The 16523-nt window shown below is 61.4% G+C and carries 16 protein-coding genes; 10 read left to right on the top strand and 6 right to left on the bottom strand.

Annotation, left to right across the window (positions count from 1 at the left end; genetic code table 11):
- The first annotated feature begins 6 nt into the window (after window positions 1-6).
- The 3 genes from JF616_12445 (at window position 7) to nrfD (ending at window position 4882) form a co-directional block, all read left to right on the top strand.
- Window positions 7-2406: a molybdopterin-dependent oxidoreductase gene (locus JF616_12445; protein ID MBW8888558.1), complete on the top strand. Its 2400-nt coding sequence runs from the start codon at window positions 7-9 to the stop codon at window positions 2404-2406.
- Between the two features lie 101 nt (window positions 2407-2507).
- Complete coding sequence (locus JF616_12440) at window positions 2508-3299, top strand: 4Fe-4S dicluster domain-containing protein (protein MBW8888557.1); 792 nt, start codon at window positions 2508-2510, stop codon at window positions 3297-3299.
- A gap of 5 nt (window positions 3300-3304) precedes the next feature.
- Window positions 3305-4882 (top strand): polysulfide reductase NrfD, encoded by a 1578-nt coding sequence (nrfD, locus tag JF616_12435; GenBank protein MBW8888556.1) that lies wholly within the window; start codon window positions 3305-3307, stop codon window positions 4880-4882.
- Between the two features lie 8 nt (window positions 4883-4890).
- Here the strand turns inward: nrfD and JF616_12430 are convergent, their stop codons facing one another.
- The 5 genes from JF616_12430 to JF616_12410 form a co-directional block, all read right to left on the bottom strand.
- On the bottom strand, window positions 4891-6252 hold the full coding sequence (locus tag JF616_12430) for a hypothetical protein (protein ID MBW8888555.1): 1362 nt from the start codon (window positions 6250-6252) through the stop codon (window positions 4891-4893).
- A 55-nt stretch (window positions 6253-6307) separates the two neighbouring features.
- Window positions 6308-7684, bottom strand: a complete 1377-nt coding sequence (locus JF616_12425) for a sigma-54-dependent Fis family transcriptional regulator (protein ID MBW8888554.1) — start codon at window positions 7682-7684, stop codon at window positions 6308-6310.
- Window positions 7659-8663 (bottom strand): HAMP domain-containing histidine kinase, encoded by a 1005-nt coding sequence (locus JF616_12420; protein MBW8888553.1) that lies wholly within the window; start codon window positions 8661-8663, stop codon window positions 7659-7661. Before JF616_12420 ends, JF616_12425 begins: the two co-directional genes overlap by 26 nt.
- 6 nt (window positions 8664-8669) lie before the next feature.
- Window positions 8670-9122, bottom strand: a complete 453-nt coding sequence (locus JF616_12415; GenBank protein MBW8888552.1) for a cytochrome c — start codon at window positions 9120-9122, stop codon at window positions 8670-8672.
- Between the two features lie 230 nt (window positions 9123-9352).
- Window positions 9353-9976 carry a hypothetical protein gene (locus JF616_12410; GenBank protein MBW8888551.1) on the bottom strand — a complete coding sequence of 208 codons (624 nt, stop codon included), beginning with the start codon at window positions 9974-9976 and terminating at the stop codon, window positions 9353-9355.
- Between JF616_12410 and JF616_12405 the strand changes: the two genes are divergently transcribed.
- Window positions 9975-12404, top strand: coding sequence for a hypothetical protein (locus JF616_12405; GenBank protein MBW8888550.1), 2430 nt, complete (start codon window positions 9975-9977; stop codon window positions 12402-12404). The genes JF616_12410 and JF616_12405 overlap by 2 nt on opposite strands.
- 318 nt (window positions 12405-12722) lie before the next feature.
- Complete coding sequence (locus tag JF616_12400; GenBank protein MBW8888549.1) at window positions 12723-13265, top strand: hypothetical protein; 543 nt, start codon at window positions 12723-12725, stop codon at window positions 13263-13265.
- A gap of 36 nt (window positions 13266-13301) precedes the next feature.
- On the opposite strand, the gene JF616_12395 is transcribed toward JF616_12400, so the two are convergent.
- Window positions 13302-13982 carry a hypothetical protein gene (locus tag JF616_12395; protein MBW8888548.1) on the bottom strand — a complete coding sequence of 227 codons (681 nt, stop codon included), beginning with the start codon at window positions 13980-13982 and terminating at the stop codon, window positions 13302-13304.
- Window positions 13983-14059: 77 nt separating this feature from the next.
- On the opposite strand from JF616_12395, the gene JF616_12390 reads away from it, so the two are divergent.
- The 5 genes from JF616_12390 (at window position 14060) to JF616_12370 (ending at window position 16445) form a co-directional block, all read left to right on the top strand.
- Window positions 14060-14581 (top strand): MerR family DNA-binding protein, encoded by a 522-nt coding sequence (locus tag JF616_12390; protein ID MBW8888547.1) that lies wholly within the window; start codon window positions 14060-14062, stop codon window positions 14579-14581.
- Window positions 14582-14645: 64 nt separating this feature from the next.
- Window positions 14646-15125 (top strand): carboxymuconolactone decarboxylase family protein, encoded by a 480-nt coding sequence (locus JF616_12385; protein ID MBW8888546.1) that lies wholly within the window; start codon window positions 14646-14648, stop codon window positions 15123-15125.
- Window positions 15125-15607 carry an Rrf2 family transcriptional regulator gene (locus tag JF616_12380; protein ID MBW8888545.1) on the top strand — a complete coding sequence of 161 codons (483 nt, stop codon included), beginning with the start codon at window positions 15125-15127 and terminating at the stop codon, window positions 15605-15607. Before JF616_12385 ends, JF616_12380 begins: the two co-directional genes overlap by 1 nt.
- A gap of 59 nt (window positions 15608-15666) precedes the next feature.
- Entirely contained in the window at window positions 15667-16002 is a 336-nt protein-coding gene (locus JF616_12375; protein ID MBW8888544.1) for a winged helix-turn-helix transcriptional regulator, read from the top strand.
- On the top strand, window positions 15999-16445 hold the full coding sequence (locus JF616_12370) for an SRPBCC domain-containing protein (GenBank protein MBW8888543.1): 447 nt from the start codon (window positions 15999-16001) through the stop codon (window positions 16443-16445). The genes JF616_12375 and JF616_12370 overlap by 4 nt, the downstream gene beginning before the upstream one ends.
- Window positions 16446-16523: the final 78 nt, after the last annotated feature.

The following is a 16523-nucleotide window of genomic DNA, read 5'->3' as shown; positions in this document are numbered from 1 at the left end:
ACGCTGATGGACACCAAGGAAAGCGGTCGCAGGAAATTCCTCAAGATATCCGGCGCCGTAGGCGCGGCGGGATTGCTCGCCGGCTGCTTCAAAAAGAAAGATGAATTCGCCCTGCCCCGCGATAAGCCCCCCGTCCCCGGAGCGGACGGATGGTACATAGGCGAGGAAAAAAACATCGCCTCCTCTTGCGCCCAATGCCCGGTCAACTGCGGCATCATGGTGCGGGTGGTCGAAGGCCGCGCCGTGAAGATCAACGGCAACCCCCAATCCGTCCAGGTGGACGGCAAGCTGGGGCCCAAAGGCCAGACTGGTCTCTTCACCCTCTACGATCCGGACCGCATCAAAGGCCCGCTCCTGCGCGAAGGCGCGCGCGGGGAAGGCAAATGGAAACCGATCTCCTGGGATGAAGCCTTGGCCGAAACGGCCAAGCGCCTGGGTTCGCTGCGTTCCCGGGGCGAGGCCCATAAGCTCGCCGTACTCTGCGGCCGGCCGCGCGGCTTCATGAAAGAGACGTTGGAACGCTTCTGCGCGGCCTACGGAACCCCTAATTTTTTCGATCCCCTGGCCGCCGGGGAAGGCGCCCTGGTGCAGGCGATGGACCTGATGATGGGCGTGCCGGAAATTCCCGGTTACGACGCCGACCACACGTCCTTCCTATTGAGCCTGGGTTCGGGCATTTTCGAATCCACCTGCAACGGCATCCATTTCGCCCGCGGCACCGGCGCGTTCCGTCGGGGGAATCCCACCCGCCGCTCTTTCATCACCCACGTGGATCCCAACTTCACCGCCACCGCCAAGATCGCCGATGATTGGATCCGGTTGCGCAAGATGGGTACCTACGACGTGCTCGCCTTGGGCCTCGCCCATATCCTGGTGGAGCAGGGATGGCACGACAAAGCCTTCATCGAAGCCCATACCGTAGGCTTCGATCGCTTCCAGGAAGTCCTCAAGGCCTACACCCCCGCGGCGACCGCCGAGCGCACCGGCATTCCCGAGGAGCGCATCCTCCGCCTGGCGGAGCAATTGCACGTCTCGAGGCCTTCGGTGGTGGTGGTGGACGCGCGTTCTCTCTCCACGTCGAACGGGCTCGAGATCGCCCGCGCCGTTTTGGCTTTGAACGCTTTGCTCGGGAATCTGGAAAGGCCGGGAGGCATCGTAGCCAGGCGGGATCTGCCCTTGGCCGATTGGGCCGGCCTGAAACCGGACGATATCGCCGCCGCGGGGCTGGCGAAACCATCCTTGGACGGGCGGGGCAAGGAGCGCTTCCCCTTCTCCTCATCGGTCGCGGACGCTTTTCCCGAATCCGTATTGGCGGAAACTCCTTACCCGGCGGAAGCCCTGTTCCTCTACTACGCGAATCCGCTCTTCAGCCGGAATAATCCGGAACGGTTCCGCCAGGCCTTCGCCAAGATCCCCTTCATCGTCAGCTTCTCCCCCTTCATGGACGAGAGCGCGTACGAATCCGATCTGATCCTTCCCGATCATACCTACTTGGAACGCTGGGAAGAGGCTTTGCCCCCTCCCCTGGGTTTCCGGGCCACCATCGGCATCCGCAAGCCCGTGGTCGAACCGCTCTACGGCACCAAGCACTCGGGCGACGCCATTTTTGGGATCGCCCGTAACCTGGGAGGTACGGTAGCGGAGGCGTTTCCTTGGAAGGATTTCCGGGCGGCCATGGAGGAACGCCTCTCCGGTATCGCCCGCGCCAAACGCGGCTCCATCGTGGAAGACGATCCGGCGGATTTCCTCAAGAAGCTGGCCAAGGTGGGTTGTTGGAACGACGATCCTTCGCCGGCCGAGAATTGGAAGGCCGCCTTCCGCACCTCTTCCGGTAAATTCGAATTCTATTCCTCGGCGGCGGAGGCCAAGATCGCGGGTTCCGCGGCCCTCAACAAGCTCGCTCCCGAGGCTTACCTCAAATCCCTGGGCAAGGGAGCGTTGGCCGAGGCCTGCCTCCCGCATTCCGAGCCCGCCGTCTTCGAAGGCGCGGAAAAGGATTTCCCGCTGCTGCTCTTCGCCTATAAGGACATCACCTATGCCGAGGGCAGCGGGGAGAACATCCCATTGCTGGTGGAACTGGCGGGCCTGCAAAAAGGCCTGACCGGAACGGAGAGCTGGCTATCCTGGGCCGAGATCAACGCGGAGACCGCCGCGCGGGTGGGCCTGCGGCAGGGAGATCCCCTATGGGTGGAATCCCCGCTCGGCAAGATCAAGGCTTACGCCATGCTGCGCGAGAAAATCTCCCCCGACGTGGTCCTGATGGCGTTGGGCCGGGGGCATACCCAGATGGGCCGGTTCGCCAAGGGCCGCGGGGAAAATCCCAAACATATCATGGCCGCGCACTTCGATCCCTTGAGCGGCATCGTCTCCAATCGCATCACCCGCGTCCGCATCGCAAAGGCATGAAAATGTTCAACCGGAAAACGAATTCGACGGAAGGGGAGAAGCTGGGAGGCATGGACCGCAAGTCCTTCCTCAAGATGCTGGCGGCCCTTCCCCTGGCGGGCATGGCCAAGGCGGCTGCCGCGGCCTCCCCCGAAATCAAGCCGGACGGGAAAAAGGGATACATCAACACCCGCACGGGCAAGGTCCCGAAATGGGGCATGGCCATCGATCTCGATCTCTGCTCGGGATGCGGCGCCTGCGTGGTGGCCTGCAAGGTGGAGAACAACGTTCCGACCACTGGGGATTCGCACCGCAAAGCCGGCACGGATATCAGTTGGATGACCATGCTCCCCATCAATGGCGAAGCCGGGGCCGAAGATCAGATGCGCCCCACCCCTTGCATGCATTGCGATAATCCCCCGTGCGTGAAGGTCTGCCCGGTGAACGCCACCTTCCAGACCGAAGAAGGCATCGTGGCGCAGGTTTGGGATCGATGCATCGGTTGCCGCTACTGCCAGGTCGCCTGTCCCTACTCCCGCCGTTATTTCAACTGGACCGAGCCGGAGTTCCCGGAAACCTATCAGCAGGCCCTGAACCCCGACGTGGCTACCCGGCCCGAAGGCGTGGTGGAGAAATGCACCTTCTGCGTGCATCGCATCAAGAACCTGAAGGAACAGGCCAAGATCGATGGTCGTGAGATCACCGACAAGGACGTAAGGCTGCTGCCCGCCTGCGCGCAATCGTGCCCGACGGAGGCCATCATCTTCGGGGATCTGAACGATCCCGAAAGCCTGGTCTCGCGCATGGCCGCCAGTCCCAGGGCCCAGCGCTTGCTGGAAGAATTGGGAACCCGTCCCAAGGTCTTCTTCCTGGGCAAGGAAAAGCCCCTCCTCAACGAGGGAAAGGAAGGCTGACCCGTATGTTCATCGAAGGATCCTCCAAGCCCACCCGCCTAGGCCTCGGCAAGTTCGGCCCCGCCTGGATCGCGACCATGGTAGCGCTTTTCCTCGTCTTCGCCTTCGGCGTCTATTCCTATTCGCGGCAGGTGATCGATGGCGAAACCGTCGGCGGCCTCCGTACCATCGGGGTGGGGGGCGCCTCCTGGGGGCTCTACATCGTATTCGTGGTCTTCTTCATCGGCGTGAGCTTCGCGGGCATTTCCATCTCGGCCATGATCCGGCTTTTCGGGATCCAGGATCTGAAACCCCTGGCCCGCATGGCGGAGCTCTTGACCATCATCGCCCTGTCCTTGGGGGCTTGCTGCATCCTGGCCGATCTCGGGCGCCCCCTGAGCGGCCTCTTGAACCTGCCCCGCTACGCGCGCGTCATGTCCCCGTTCTTCGGGACCTTCACCTTGGTCATTTCCGGCTACCTGTTCGCCAGCGTCGTGTATTTCTTCCTCTCCGGCCGTCCGGACGCCGCCTATCTCGCCGAACGGACCAAGTTCTGGCCCTTGCGCCTGTTCTACCGGATATGGGCGATGGGATTCAATTCCACCCCCGACGCGTTCAACCGCCACGCCAACTCCAGCTTCTGGCTTTCCCTGCTCATCCTGCCCTTGCTCATCACGGCCCACTCCACCTTAGGCTTCATCTTCGGAATCCAGTCCAGCCGGCCGGGGTGGTATAGCGCCCTGCAGGCGCCAGGATTCGTGGTCATGGCGGGGATTTCCGGCACCGGCATCATCCTCATCATCGCCGCCGCGCTCAGGCATTTCCTGGACCTGAAGGCGACCATCACCGAGAAAAGCTTCAAGTGGCTGGGCATCATGCTGATGATCCTGTGCGTGGTGTACATCTATTTCATCATCGTCGAAGAGCTGACGGCCCATTACGCCGGCCCGGCCATGGACAAGGAAGTGGCCCATGAGATCGTGTCCGGGGTCTACTCCGGATATTTCTGGACCGCGGTCGGTTGCCTGCTGGCGTCCTTCTTTCTGCTGTTCTTCCAGTACGTGCGCGGACGGACCAGCATCGGCCTGCATGTGCTGGCGGGCGTGCTCGTGAACGTCGCCGCCGTCGCCAAACGTTTCATCATCGTGATCCCTTCGCAAACCCACGGCACCCTGCTGCCTTACCGGCACGGCTATTATTTCCCCACTTTGGTGGAATGCGGCGTGGTATTGGGACTGACAGCCGCCGGCGCCATGGCTTACCTTACCTTCCTGAAGGTGTTCCCGATCCTGCCTCTGCATACGGTTGACCACGAGGAGCCATTATTGCAGATAGACCTGCAGGAGAGCAAGGCCAGCCACGTAAGACGCCTGCTCCTCTTCGGCCTTACCCTGGTCGTCGGGCTAACCCTGGTGGTGGTCGGGTTCCTGCTTTCCGCCCGCTTCGGCACCAATGCGAAACTGGATCCGCTCCTGCCCTTCAGCCCCGTCATCTTCATCGCCGGGATCATGACGTGCTTCATCTCCTCCATCGTTTACGAGATCGTTCCCGAGGTGAAGCCGCGCCACCCGGCGACCCGGGCGCACGCCGCCCGGCATGCCTGAATACGGGGCTAGGGCTTGTATTCGATCGCGCCTATATCGCAACTTCCGGTGACCGGACGGCGGGTGCCCATTTCATCATCCGCGGGGCAAACGTACCCGGAACCGGAGGAATGGTAGTTGCCGCGCAACGGGCTGTCCGATGCCGGCGAGTAGACGTACATGCTGAAACCATTGGCATTGACCGGCAAATTCGGGCCCGTGAGTTTAGGATTGGCGGGATTCATCGCGCTTCCGATCCCCCAGGCGCCGAACGAACCCAGTTGGGTGCAATTGGAGAGGAGACCAAGGAAATTGTTGTACGGCCTGCCGTTCCTGGCTCCCGATAGCGTATAGCAATCGTCGGTTCGATACGCGGGCGCCCCGTTGTCGGTTTGGGGGAAGTCGACGAAATTCGACGCGATCACGTTCCCGGTCCAGAGGTTATCACCGGTGTAATCGGAGAAAGCCACTCCTCCGGCGGTGCGGGGATATCCCGATACGGTCTGATTGAGGACCCCGGCATGATTCCCCGCGATGGTATTGAAGTACAATTGGGTAAAGGCGGTACTGAAGTTCAGGTACATACCTCCGCCGAATTGCGCCGCTTTGTTTTCGATAATGGAATTATTGGTCATGGTCAGTTGGATCGGCCCGTTCGCCATTATCCCTCCGCCACGGCAAGCCGTATTCTGGAAAACGGTGGACCAGTGGATGGCCGCGTAATGAAGATCGGTATTGGCGCCGCTCCCCATGAAAATGCCGCCGCCGCCCCCCATTTGGCCGTTGCCGCAGAAATCAGGGTACTGACCGTTCAGGTTGAAATCGACTTCGGAGTGCACCATGTAGAAATTATGCACGTTCTGCATGAAAATCCCGCCGCCCAAGGTGTTGGACGCGTTATTGGCGAAAATGCACCAATAAATCTGTATATCCCAGGCGTCGAACGCTTGTAGCCCGCCTCCGGATGAAGTGCTCTTGCCGTGCTGGACGGTAAGGCCGCTCAACGTCAAAGTCGGCTTAAAGCCCGAGGCCGCCTGCACTACGAAAAGCTGCCGTTTCCCTTCCCCGTCGAAAACGTACCGATCCGGGTTCAAATGCGAAGTCGAGCCGACAACCTGTACCTTTCCCTTGGTCAGGGTAACCGGGCTTTGGGGTTTCCATAGGACGGTGGCGCCGCTGGCATCCCTCCGCCAGGTAAGGTTCAGCACATAGGTATTCGCAGGGTTCTGATCGGCTACGGCGAAGGCGGCGATAAGATCAGGGGAGGTCGATATGGTCTTGGTGATGGTTTGCTGGGCGCCCGCTTCCCCCGCCCAGGCCAAGGCGGCGAGAATGGGAAGCCTGCCGAGCAGGGATAGGGCAAAAAAGGGCGCGGGTTTAGGCATTGGCATTCGTCCTCCGATTTTCGGGATGTCTGCTTATGATGCCCGAAGGGGACGGATTGTTTCAAAGGACTTCGCCGTTATCCCCTTCCTCCGATTTGCCCAGGTGGAACTTGGCCAGCTTGCTTTTCAGGGTGGGGAGGGGGATCTTCAGCAAGGCCGCCGTATCGCGTTTGTTACCCCCGCACTTGCATAGCGCGTCCTTCAGCAGCGACTCTTCCATCCGGTCCATATAGTCGGGCAAGGAACTGCGCCCCCAGCCGAAGCCCGGCGCATGCTCGGCCGATTCGAGGATGGCCGCGGGCAGGGCGGAGCGATCGATGGCCCCGTCCCGGTTGAGAAGGACCAGCCGCTCCACCACTTGCTCGAGCTCGCGAACGTTGCCTTCCCAGGGGTAGCCTTTTAGGATGTCCATGATTTCCGGGGACACGCTCAGTTTGCGGTCCAGGGAATACTTGCGCAGGAAGAACTCGACCAGCATGGGGACGTCTTCGGGGCGCTCGCGCAGGGGCGGCAGGCGGATCTGCAACACGTTCAGGCGATAGTAGAGATCCTGCCGGAACAGCCCCCGTTCCACCTGCTTAAGGAGATCCTTTTTGGTGGCGGCGATGATGCGCACGTCGGTATGCAAGGTGTCTTCCCCGCCGACGCGTTCGAATTTCCCGGTCTGGATGAAGTTCAACAATCTCCCTTGCGTTTCCATGGGGATGTCGTCCACCTCGTTGAGGAATAGCGTGCCTTTATGGGCCAATTCGAAACGGCCCTTCCTTTGCCGCGCCGATCCCGTGAAGGCCCCTTTCTCGTGCCCGAACAATTCCGATTCCAGCAATTCCCGCGACAGGGCGGCGCAACTCACGGTGATGTAAGCATGGTTGCGACGGTTGCTCTCGTAGTGGATCGCTTCCGCCAGCATGTTCTTGCCCGTGCCGGTCTCCCCGATGATCATCACGGCGGCGTCGGTGCCGGCCACGACGGATGCGAGCTGGAAGGTTTCGCGGATGGCCCGCGAGCGGCCGAACATGTTGCCGAAGCTGCGCGAGCCCGGCCATGCCTCCGCGCTCCCGGCCGCTTTGCCCCTCACCCGGATGGTCTCCTTCACCTGGCTGATGATTTTCAGGAGTTCCTCGATCTCGAAGGGCTTGCGCAGATAATCCATCGCGCCCCGCTTCAGGATCTCGATGGCCGATTGGATGGTCGCATGCGCCGTCATCAGCACGAAGGCCGTGCCGGGATGGCGGGCCTTCACGTGGTCCAAGACCTCCTTACCCCCGATCCCGTCCATGATCAGATCGCAGACCACCAGATCGTATTCCGCGGCCGCGAGCTTGGCGATCGCTTCCTCGCCGCTGGACGCCACCTCGACCTTGAAGCCGGCTTCGCGCAGCTCGTCCTCCAGCGCCAGGCGGAGGCTTTTCTCATCCTCGGCTATGAGAATGCGCAAGCGCCCCTCCGGCTCTCTGGCGGTCGGGAAATTCGACGGCGAGGAGGGCGCCCCGGCCCGCTTTACGGGCCCGGAACTCGATGCGCCCGTGATGGGCGAGGATGATCCCGAAGGAGACGTACAATCCCAGGCCCGTGCCTTTCTTCCCCTTGGTCGTAAAGAAGGGTTCGAAGGCTTTGGCGGCGATGTCCGGCGCGATGCCGGGGCCGTCGTCCTCCACCGCGATGCAAAATCCCGTCGCGTGTTTCCGAAGGCTCACCCAGATGTTCCCGTCGTCGCCGATGGCGTCGATGGAGTTGATGATCCCGTTCACGATCACCTGCACCAAGCGCGATTTGACTCCCGGGATTTCGCAGGGGAAGGAGGGCACCCTCAAATGCAAAAGGATTTGGTTGCGGTTCAGCCGGGGCTGCACCAGCTTGGCGGCATCGGCGAGCACGGAACGCAGGTCGGTCTCCGTCTTTTCCTGATCCTTCTCCTGCGCGTAGGCGAGGAGATCCTGCACCACGCACTTGATATGATCGGTAGCTTCGGAAATCAGCAGCAGGTATTCCTCCTGCCGGGGATCGAGATTGCGCCCTTTCCGGATCCGCCGCAGGCACATCTGGATGCCCGCGATGGGGTTGTTGATTTCGTGCGCCAGGCCCGTAGCCAAGGTCCCCATGCTGGCCAACCTTTCCGTCTCCAGGATTTTGCCTTGGGTGGCCATGTGGATGGGGTTCGAGATGAATTTCGAGAAGACCAGGGAAACGGCGATCGTCGCCCCGATCAAAACCAGGATCAGGCCCGCGATGATGCATTGGAACTCGACCAACCGTTGCTGCGCGTCGCCGGCGGCGGAAGCATGCCTCAGAAAGGGGCACGCGGCCAGGAACGCCAGGACCCCGCAGAGCAGGATGGCTGCCGACATGGATAACGTGAACTTGAGGCGGATGGAGGGGAATTTCCGCCCTAGCATCCGCCGCAGCCTATCGCGCATGGCTGGTCAAGTCCCGTCGCCCTTGCGGAGGAACTCCAGCACCGCCCGCGCGTCTTCTTCCTTGAGCGGGCTCGGTAACAACATCTGCACCTTGTACTCTTCGAACAGGGCCTTGGCATCCGCGTCCTGCTGGGTCATGACGGCGGAGTTGAGCACCATGTTCATGATCCATTCCGGCGAACGGCGCTTGGTCACGCCCCCCAGGGCCGGCCCCACCAAACGTTGATCGAGCTTATGGCAGGCCGCGCAAGTAGTCGTGAAGATCTGCTGGCCCTTTGCGACCAGGGCTTCGTCCACCGCGCCTACGGAAACCGACTGGATGGGCCCGACCCCTTTGGAGAGGGCCGCGGGCGCGTCTTGGGAGCCTCCGCCGGCGGGGGCCTCTTTTTTGTTGCAGGCCAACGGAATCAAGCTCGCCGCCGCCGCCAGGATAAACCAACGCTTCCCCCTCTTTAGCATACGCGTATCCACCCTTTCCTAGCGGTTCCTGATTTTCCCCATGCGGGCCGCGGAACTCCGCAAGCCCCTCCAGGATTGGAAAGCAACACCGGTGCCACACGCTGGGAAGATCAGGGAGGGGGCGGAAAGGCCCGTAAGTACGGATTCGAGGAGGGTTTCCCGACGGAAGGGAGGTCGGTATTGTCACTCTGGCAGAGGAGCACGGTCGCCCTGGCAGTCTCCGGGTACGGCTATTTTACCGCCATCTCAACGACCCGATATTTGGCGTACAATCCGTTCCCATCGAACAATTCCAGATCGAGGGTATCCTGCCTGCCTTTCAGGATGCAGCGGATATCATGGACGGGTTTGATCACCTCCTCCGAACTTCCCGGTATGAACGTCGCCGCCGTCCCGGGTTTGCCTGGAATGAAGGTGCCTCCGCCTCCGGATTTGGATTCGGCGAATTCCGGCTCGTCGCATTCCTGGACCACCGAGCCATTGCGCAGGATTTTCATGAGGTAAACCTGGCTGCCGCGGCCATTATCGAAATAGAGCCGCCGGACCTTCGTACCCGCGTAGATATTGAGGCTCGTATCCCGGTAATTCGGATTCACGTAATCCAGGAGCTTTTTCCCTTCCTTTTCCTTGGCCTCTTTCATTTCGTCCTGCGCGAAGGTAAGCCTTCCGCCGGGATAGCCTTCCATAAGGGTGATCCCTTGGGAAACCTGTACGGGTTCTTTAATGACGGCGGAGGCGCAAGCCAGGAGGAAGGTCGCCGGAATGAGCATCAAGAGGATTTTCATGGTGCAAAAGTAGGCATTTCCTTGGAAATCCCGAAACCGGGCCGCCCAGATGCCCACTAATCCACCCATGAGACTATCCCTGGCGCCCGGGCTATCCCTGGCCTTGATTGCTTTTGCCCAGGCCGCATCCGCTTTCGGCCCCACCGTCAGCCAATTGCCCCGCATCGCCGACGCCCGCCTGGATTCCGCCCTGACCCGCACCCATCGCGGCATGATCAAGCGCAATATCGATCCCTATACGGACGGCCTGGTCCATCGCCCCAATTCCGAGGAGCCGGGCGATGCCGTCTCCGAGGCTGAATCCTACGGGATGATCACGTCTCTCTACTCCAACGACCAAGCGACCTTCAACCGGATCTGGGACGCGGCCGAAACCGCCATGTGGAACACGGGATCCAAATGCTACGACTGGCGCGTCGGCGCCAAGGGCGGCGTCATCGGTTCGGGAATGGCCACCGACGCCGACGAGGACATCGCCCTCATGCTCCTCTTCGCCGATTCGCTCTCGCGCAAAGGCGTATGGCAACCGCATACCGGCCCCAAGGGCGCGGCTTACCGGACCCGGGCCTTGGAGATCATCAATTCCATCTGGGGTTCCGCCGTGGCGGACGGCCGCTACCTGGCTCCCGGCGGCGGCTGGGGCGGGAAGGACTTCGTCAATCCGGGTTATTTCTCGCCCGCCAGCTACCGCATTTTCGCCAAGGTCGATCCGGCCCATAACTGGAAGGGCCTGATCGATCAATGCTACCTCACCCTCTTCGCCAGCCCCGGCGCCGACAAGGGCCTCCTCCCGGACTGGATGGTGCCCACCGGCGCCTTCTTCGACGGTTCGCTCGGCTACAACGCCTTCCGCAAAGGGCAGGCTTGCTATAAGGACGGCATCCGCGTGCAATGGCGGTTGGCCCTGGACTGGTTGTGGTTCGGCGAGCCGCGCGCCAAGCGCTGGCTGGATGCGGCGGCCGCATTCATCCAATCACCCGAGCGCGCGAACTTCTATACCATGGACGGTCTGATACTGCCGGTTACCGATACCTTCAGCCTGGGGGATGGGCAAAAGCGTTCTCGCCGTGAATACAGCGAGTTGACCGTCGGCATGTGGAGCTGCGCGGCCTTCTCCTCCCTGGGCCCGGACGCCGCGAAACCCTGGTCCGAGGCGCTGCTCGCCTTCCTCCCGGATGGCGCCGATACCTGGGGGCTTCCGGCCGACCTGGCTATTCCCGATCGTACCGGCTCCACGCCCAACGAAGGCTACTTCGAACAATTCCTGGCCTGGTTCGGCGGGGCCGTAATGGCCGGGCGCTTCTCCAACATATGGGACGATCTGGACGACCCGCTTCCCAATCTTCCCCTGGCCTGGAAAACCGCGCCCACGGTTTCTCCCGAAGTCCTCGATTTCCAAATCGGCCCCCTGCATATCGCGGCCGGCCTGAACAAGCGCGCCAGCTGGAAAGTGGCCATCCGACATTACCCCAGCAACACGGAATGGTCCTACTCGGATCGCAGCGATAGCATTTCCCTGGATTGGAACGGCATGGACGCGGCCGGCAAGCCCTTCCCGCAGGGCTGGTGCGAGGTGATCGCGAGCCTCCCCGGGAAACCGGACGATGTCCACTGGGTCTGGCTCTCGCATCAACGGGATCTGCGCGTGGATAACGCCTGGCTCATGATCGATGATTTTTCCGCGCCCACCCTGTCGCCCAATCTCGGCGCTTGGGGTCCCTTCGACAACGCCCATGCGGGCGGGACCGCCAAGTTGGGGCCGCTGGCGCCTTCGGGTCCGGCCAACGAGCGCGTGCTGACCTGGAGTTTCGATCTCGGCACGGGCGGCTACCAGTATTGCGGATTGGAATGGAGCAAGGGCGGATGGCCGGGCCTCGCATTCGTGGACAAGGTGCGTTACCGGGCCAAGGCCGCCCAGCCCACGGTGATCGATTTCCATCTGGTGCAATCGGATATCGGCGATGACAACTACTTCGGGGTCCTCGACACCTTAGGGACCACGTGGAAGGTTTACGAACACAACCTGAAGGATTTCCACGGCCGGTTGGGAACCCGCTCCGGCGCCGCCGACCCGTCCAAGGGCGAGGCCTTCCGCTGGCACATCCAATATGACAAGAACCCCAAGGCACTCACCGGTTCCGTCACCCTGGACGAATTCCTGGTCGGCGGAGACATGGCCAGCATGTACGCCGCGCCGGCCCCGGCCGTTCCCCGCACGGGCGATCCGCCCATCAGCGTTCAGCCCCGGCCCGCCCGGTTCCAGGGCCCGCGGTTGATTCGCCACGGGAGCCGGCTGGAGTTTCGGACCACCCCTTCCATGCAGGTGCGCTGGCTGGGCTTGGATGGAAAGGTGCTTGGCCGTTCCCGCGCGGATGCGTACGGCATCGCGGCGTGGACGGCGCCGGCGGCCTACAGAGGCATCGTGCTGGCGGAAGCGGAGGGCGGGAAGAGCGCGGCGGCGGTGTTGTTCCGGTATACGTTCTCTAAGAATTTGTAAGCGTCGAGCCTTTCCGGAGGGATGAGGATGGCGATCCGGTATCGGGCCGTTATGCCCAGGCCCTTGATTTCCTCCGGCCTTTCATAAGCCTCCAGGACGCTAAGCCCATTTTCCGTCTCCACGTAATTCAGCAGGCATTTATAACAATCCAATTTCCGGATCTCGACCAGGTTTTCCTTGGCAATGGCGTCCAACTCGCTTCGGCCCCGCCGGGCGTGGCCTGCGCCGGCAACGCCCCTGGGGAATCAGGTTCGATTACCTTATGGGATGTCCTTGCGTCGAACCATGAAGCCGCGTCGGAGCTCTGGAAGGAACAGTATGCGAAACCAAATCTCACTCGGCCGCCTGATCGCCTCGCTCTGCATCCTGGCCCTCGCCCATTCCTCCCGCGCCGCGTCGTCCGGCTATATCCCCCGAGGCTATTGGGCCTGGACGCAAAATCCCGATGCCGACTACGCCCGCTATCTCCGCATCACCGGCGACAGCGGGTATTACTGCTCCCTCGACGGTAAAAGCGGCTTCGCCTTCGCGATCGTGAAAGACTCCATCACCACGCCCATGAACGGCATGAATGCCATCCAATACATGCCCAATTCCGGAGCCATCGTCATCACCGGGAGCGAAAAGGGCGTGGCCTATTATGATCGGTTCGAGGTCTTCGATTCGACCGCCTACTGGGGGGAATGCGGGGAGCAGGATAAAGCCAGGCATCCTACCGGACTGCGCGGAAACCTCCAGGCTCAGTCCGCAAGGCGGAACGCTAGCGCACGCGGAATCTTCCCGTGGCGACGCGAGGGTTATTCCTTGTCGGGCCGCAAATCGCGGCCCCTGCCAATCGGCCGGATTCGCCCTTCGCCCTAAGGTTCGGGGCCGGCGGCCTTCGCGCATTCCTTCCTTTCAACAGCCGCAGCGGGCTTTGGGTTTCCCTTGGAAGGAAGCGCGGGTCAGTTTGCGATCCGGATTGAGGATGGATTCGGGCGGCGCGTCCCCTCCGAGATCCTCCATGAATTTGAGCGCGTCCGTAAGGAAGGCTTTGCCGTCTTGGCTTCCTCCCCAGCGTAGTTTGATGGCGCCCGGTTTCCCCGCCGCGGATGGGCCTGCCTCAATCGCATAGGCGCCCCAGGGGCAACAGCGATGCTCGTCGGCGGCCCATCGCGCCAAGGCGAGGAACATCTCCTCGTCGCCTTCGTAATGGAACAAGTATCCGTCCTCCAGTTCTTCCTTCCTCTTGGGCCACCGAAGCAATATGTCCTTGGCAAGCTCCACGTGTTCCAGCCGTTTCTCCATCGGGAAGACCGAGGGATCGCAAGCGATGGGGAACGCTTCCGTCTTCGCGGCGGACGCCGGCTGGCGCCGCATTTTGAATTTCGATTGCATCTTGCTATAGCCCATGAACGCCAAAAGGCCCAGGGACGCGACGGCTATGCCTACAAAGGCGGACTCGGTCCAGAAACCCAATCCCGCGCCTACTCCGGCCGCTGCCGCGATGCCAAGTCCCGGAGCCAAGCAGCAAATCGCCAGCCCCAAGATCCCCACCGTCGCGCCGCCTACGCCGGCTTTCATTCCCATGGTTTTCATGATTCGCTCCTTCGCTATATCGGAAAACTTTTCCGATTTGTATCCTAAGGAACAAGATAAGGCGTGGAGTATACTCCATGGTCAAGGGGGCTTTTATCATGCTGATCGGCGAGCTTTCCAAAAGAACCGGCCTATCCAGGGACACCATCCGCTTTTACGAGAAGGAAGACCTGATCCGTCCGGAAAAATCCGTCCGCCAGGGATTCTTTTCCAACAACTACAAGAATTACCCCGAGAGCGTGGTTTCGACCCTGCTTGTCATCCAAAGGGCGAAAGCATTGGGATTCACCCTCTCGGAAATCCGGGACATGCTGGCATTGCAGGTCGATGGAAAGCTCAGCCAGGGGAAATGGGTCGCGGAGGCCAAAGCCAAGCTCGTGGTCATCGACCGTAAGATCGAGGAGCTCCAGGAATTGAAAACGCTTCTGGCGGATGTCCTCGCGCGCTGCATCGACAGATGCTTTGACGAGGGATGCGGTATCTTGGATGAGGCGGTCGCGCGAAAGAAAACCGAAGCCGTCGCAGGCATCGGCGCGTCGGTCGGTCCACGACCCGCAAATGGTAACGCCAACGCCAGCCCCTGCCGCGGCTGCGAATAGAATAGCGGTTGACAGTCGGCCTATTACGGATATAATTTATCCGTAATATCACCCCGGAGGCCCCATGCAACCCAGACTCGACTATTTCGCCACCTCGCCTCGTCTCGGCAAGATGCTCTCGGAATTGAGCCAGGCCGTGAAACAGGCCTCGATCCCGCTAAACCTCATCCATCTCGCCGACCTCCGCGCCTCGCAGATCAACGGCTGCGCCTTCTGCGTGGATATGCACGTGAAGGAAGCCAAGATCCGCGGCGAGCGGGAATTGCGTCTGTACCACGTGGCGGTCTGGCGGGAATCCCCGCTCTTCAGCCCCAAGGAGCGTGCCGTATTCGAGTGGACCGAAGCCGTGACCCTCCTGGGCGCGGAAGGCGTCCCCGATGCGGTTTACGAAAGCGTGCGCGCCCAGCTTTCCGAACAGGAGATTTCCGATCTCACCTTCGCCCTCGCGGTCATCAATAGCTGGAACCGGCTCGCGGTTAGCTTCCGGAAGACGCCGGGTTCCGACGCCGCCGCCTACGGGTTGGGCAAAGCCGGCCTCGCCTGATGGTCCTCAAGAACCAGGTGGAATGGGCCCTCCATTGCTGCAGCATGCTGGCGGGCCTGCCCCAGGGGAAATACCTGGCCGCGAAGGATCTTGCCGAGTTCCACGGCGTGCCCAAGGAATACCTGGGCAAGGCCTTGCAACGCCTTTCCGCGGCCGGTTTGGTCGAATCCACCCTGGGTCCCGCGGGCGGCTATCGTTTGGCCAAGCCCGTCGCGGCCATCACCTTTCTCGACATCGTCGAGGCGGTCGAAGGCCGTAGGGTCACCTTCGCCTGTACGGAGATCCGTATGAACAGCCCATGCCGCGTGGGCAAGCGCGGGACGGGAAAACCCTGCTCCATCGCGCAGGCCATGTACGATGCCGATGAAGCCTGGCGATCGCATCTGCGTAGCCTGACCGTGGAATCGATGCTGGCGGGGGCGCAGCTGCCCAAGGAACAGGTCGACGCGACCAAGCGGTGGGTGGAGCAAAGGCTTAAGTAGGCATCAAGGCCCTGCGAATTCCCTTGCCAAATATTACACCTTTAGGTATAATAACGGATGTGGATCGACTTACCGATGTTCTGACCGCCCTCTCGCACCCGACGCGACGCGCCATTATCGGGCAACTGGCCAATGGGCCGGCCCGGTTCACCGACGTCGCCAAATCGTTCGACACGGCCCTGAACGCCGTCACCAAGCATTTGAAGCTGCTCGAAAGGGCCGGCCTTATCGAACGCAGGAAAGAGGGGCGGGAAGTCTTCATTTCGTTCCAAGGCGATCCCCTCCGGGAAGTCGCGGTATGGATGCATAGGTATGAGCGTTTCTGGAACGCGCGCCTCGACCGTTTCGAACAACATTTCCAGGAAAAGAAAACCAAGAAGGAGAAGAAGCCATGACGAAGCCGAAGAAGACCATCGAAGTCAAGGTAGAGCGGACCATCCCTGCGCCCCCTGGCGAAGTATTCGATGCCTGGTTGAATCCGAAAGTCCCCGGCACCCCCTGGTACGAGGGCGATAAGCTGCTTCTGGATCCGCAAGTGGATGGATTATTTTACTGGCTCATCACCGGAACGGCCCACTATGGGCGCTTCACGAAGATGGTGCGCGGTGTCCGCATCGAGAATACGTGGATGTCGCGGTACACGAACGGGGAAGAATCGAACGTGATCGTGACCTTCAAGAAAAAGGGAGCGGAAACCCTGATGACCTTGCTGCATTCCGGCCTTCCGGACGATGAAGGCGGCCGTGGGCACGAGGGGGGATGGAACTATTTCCTGGATAAGTTCCCCAAGAGCTTCGGGAAGGCTTCCGGGAAGAAAGCGACGAAGAGGAAGAAGTAGCCGGGAGGGCCGGGGAGCCGACATCGGGCGTCGGTCCCGGGCCACGCTACCGGGCCCAGGCCCCGCGAACGGATTCCG

Source organism: Fibrobacterota bacterium (genome assembly GCA_019509785.1).
Classification (GTDB): Bacteria; Fibrobacterota; Fibrobacteria; order UBA11236; family UBA11236; genus Chersky-265.
This window is presented reverse-complemented; position numbering and strand designations above follow the sequence as displayed.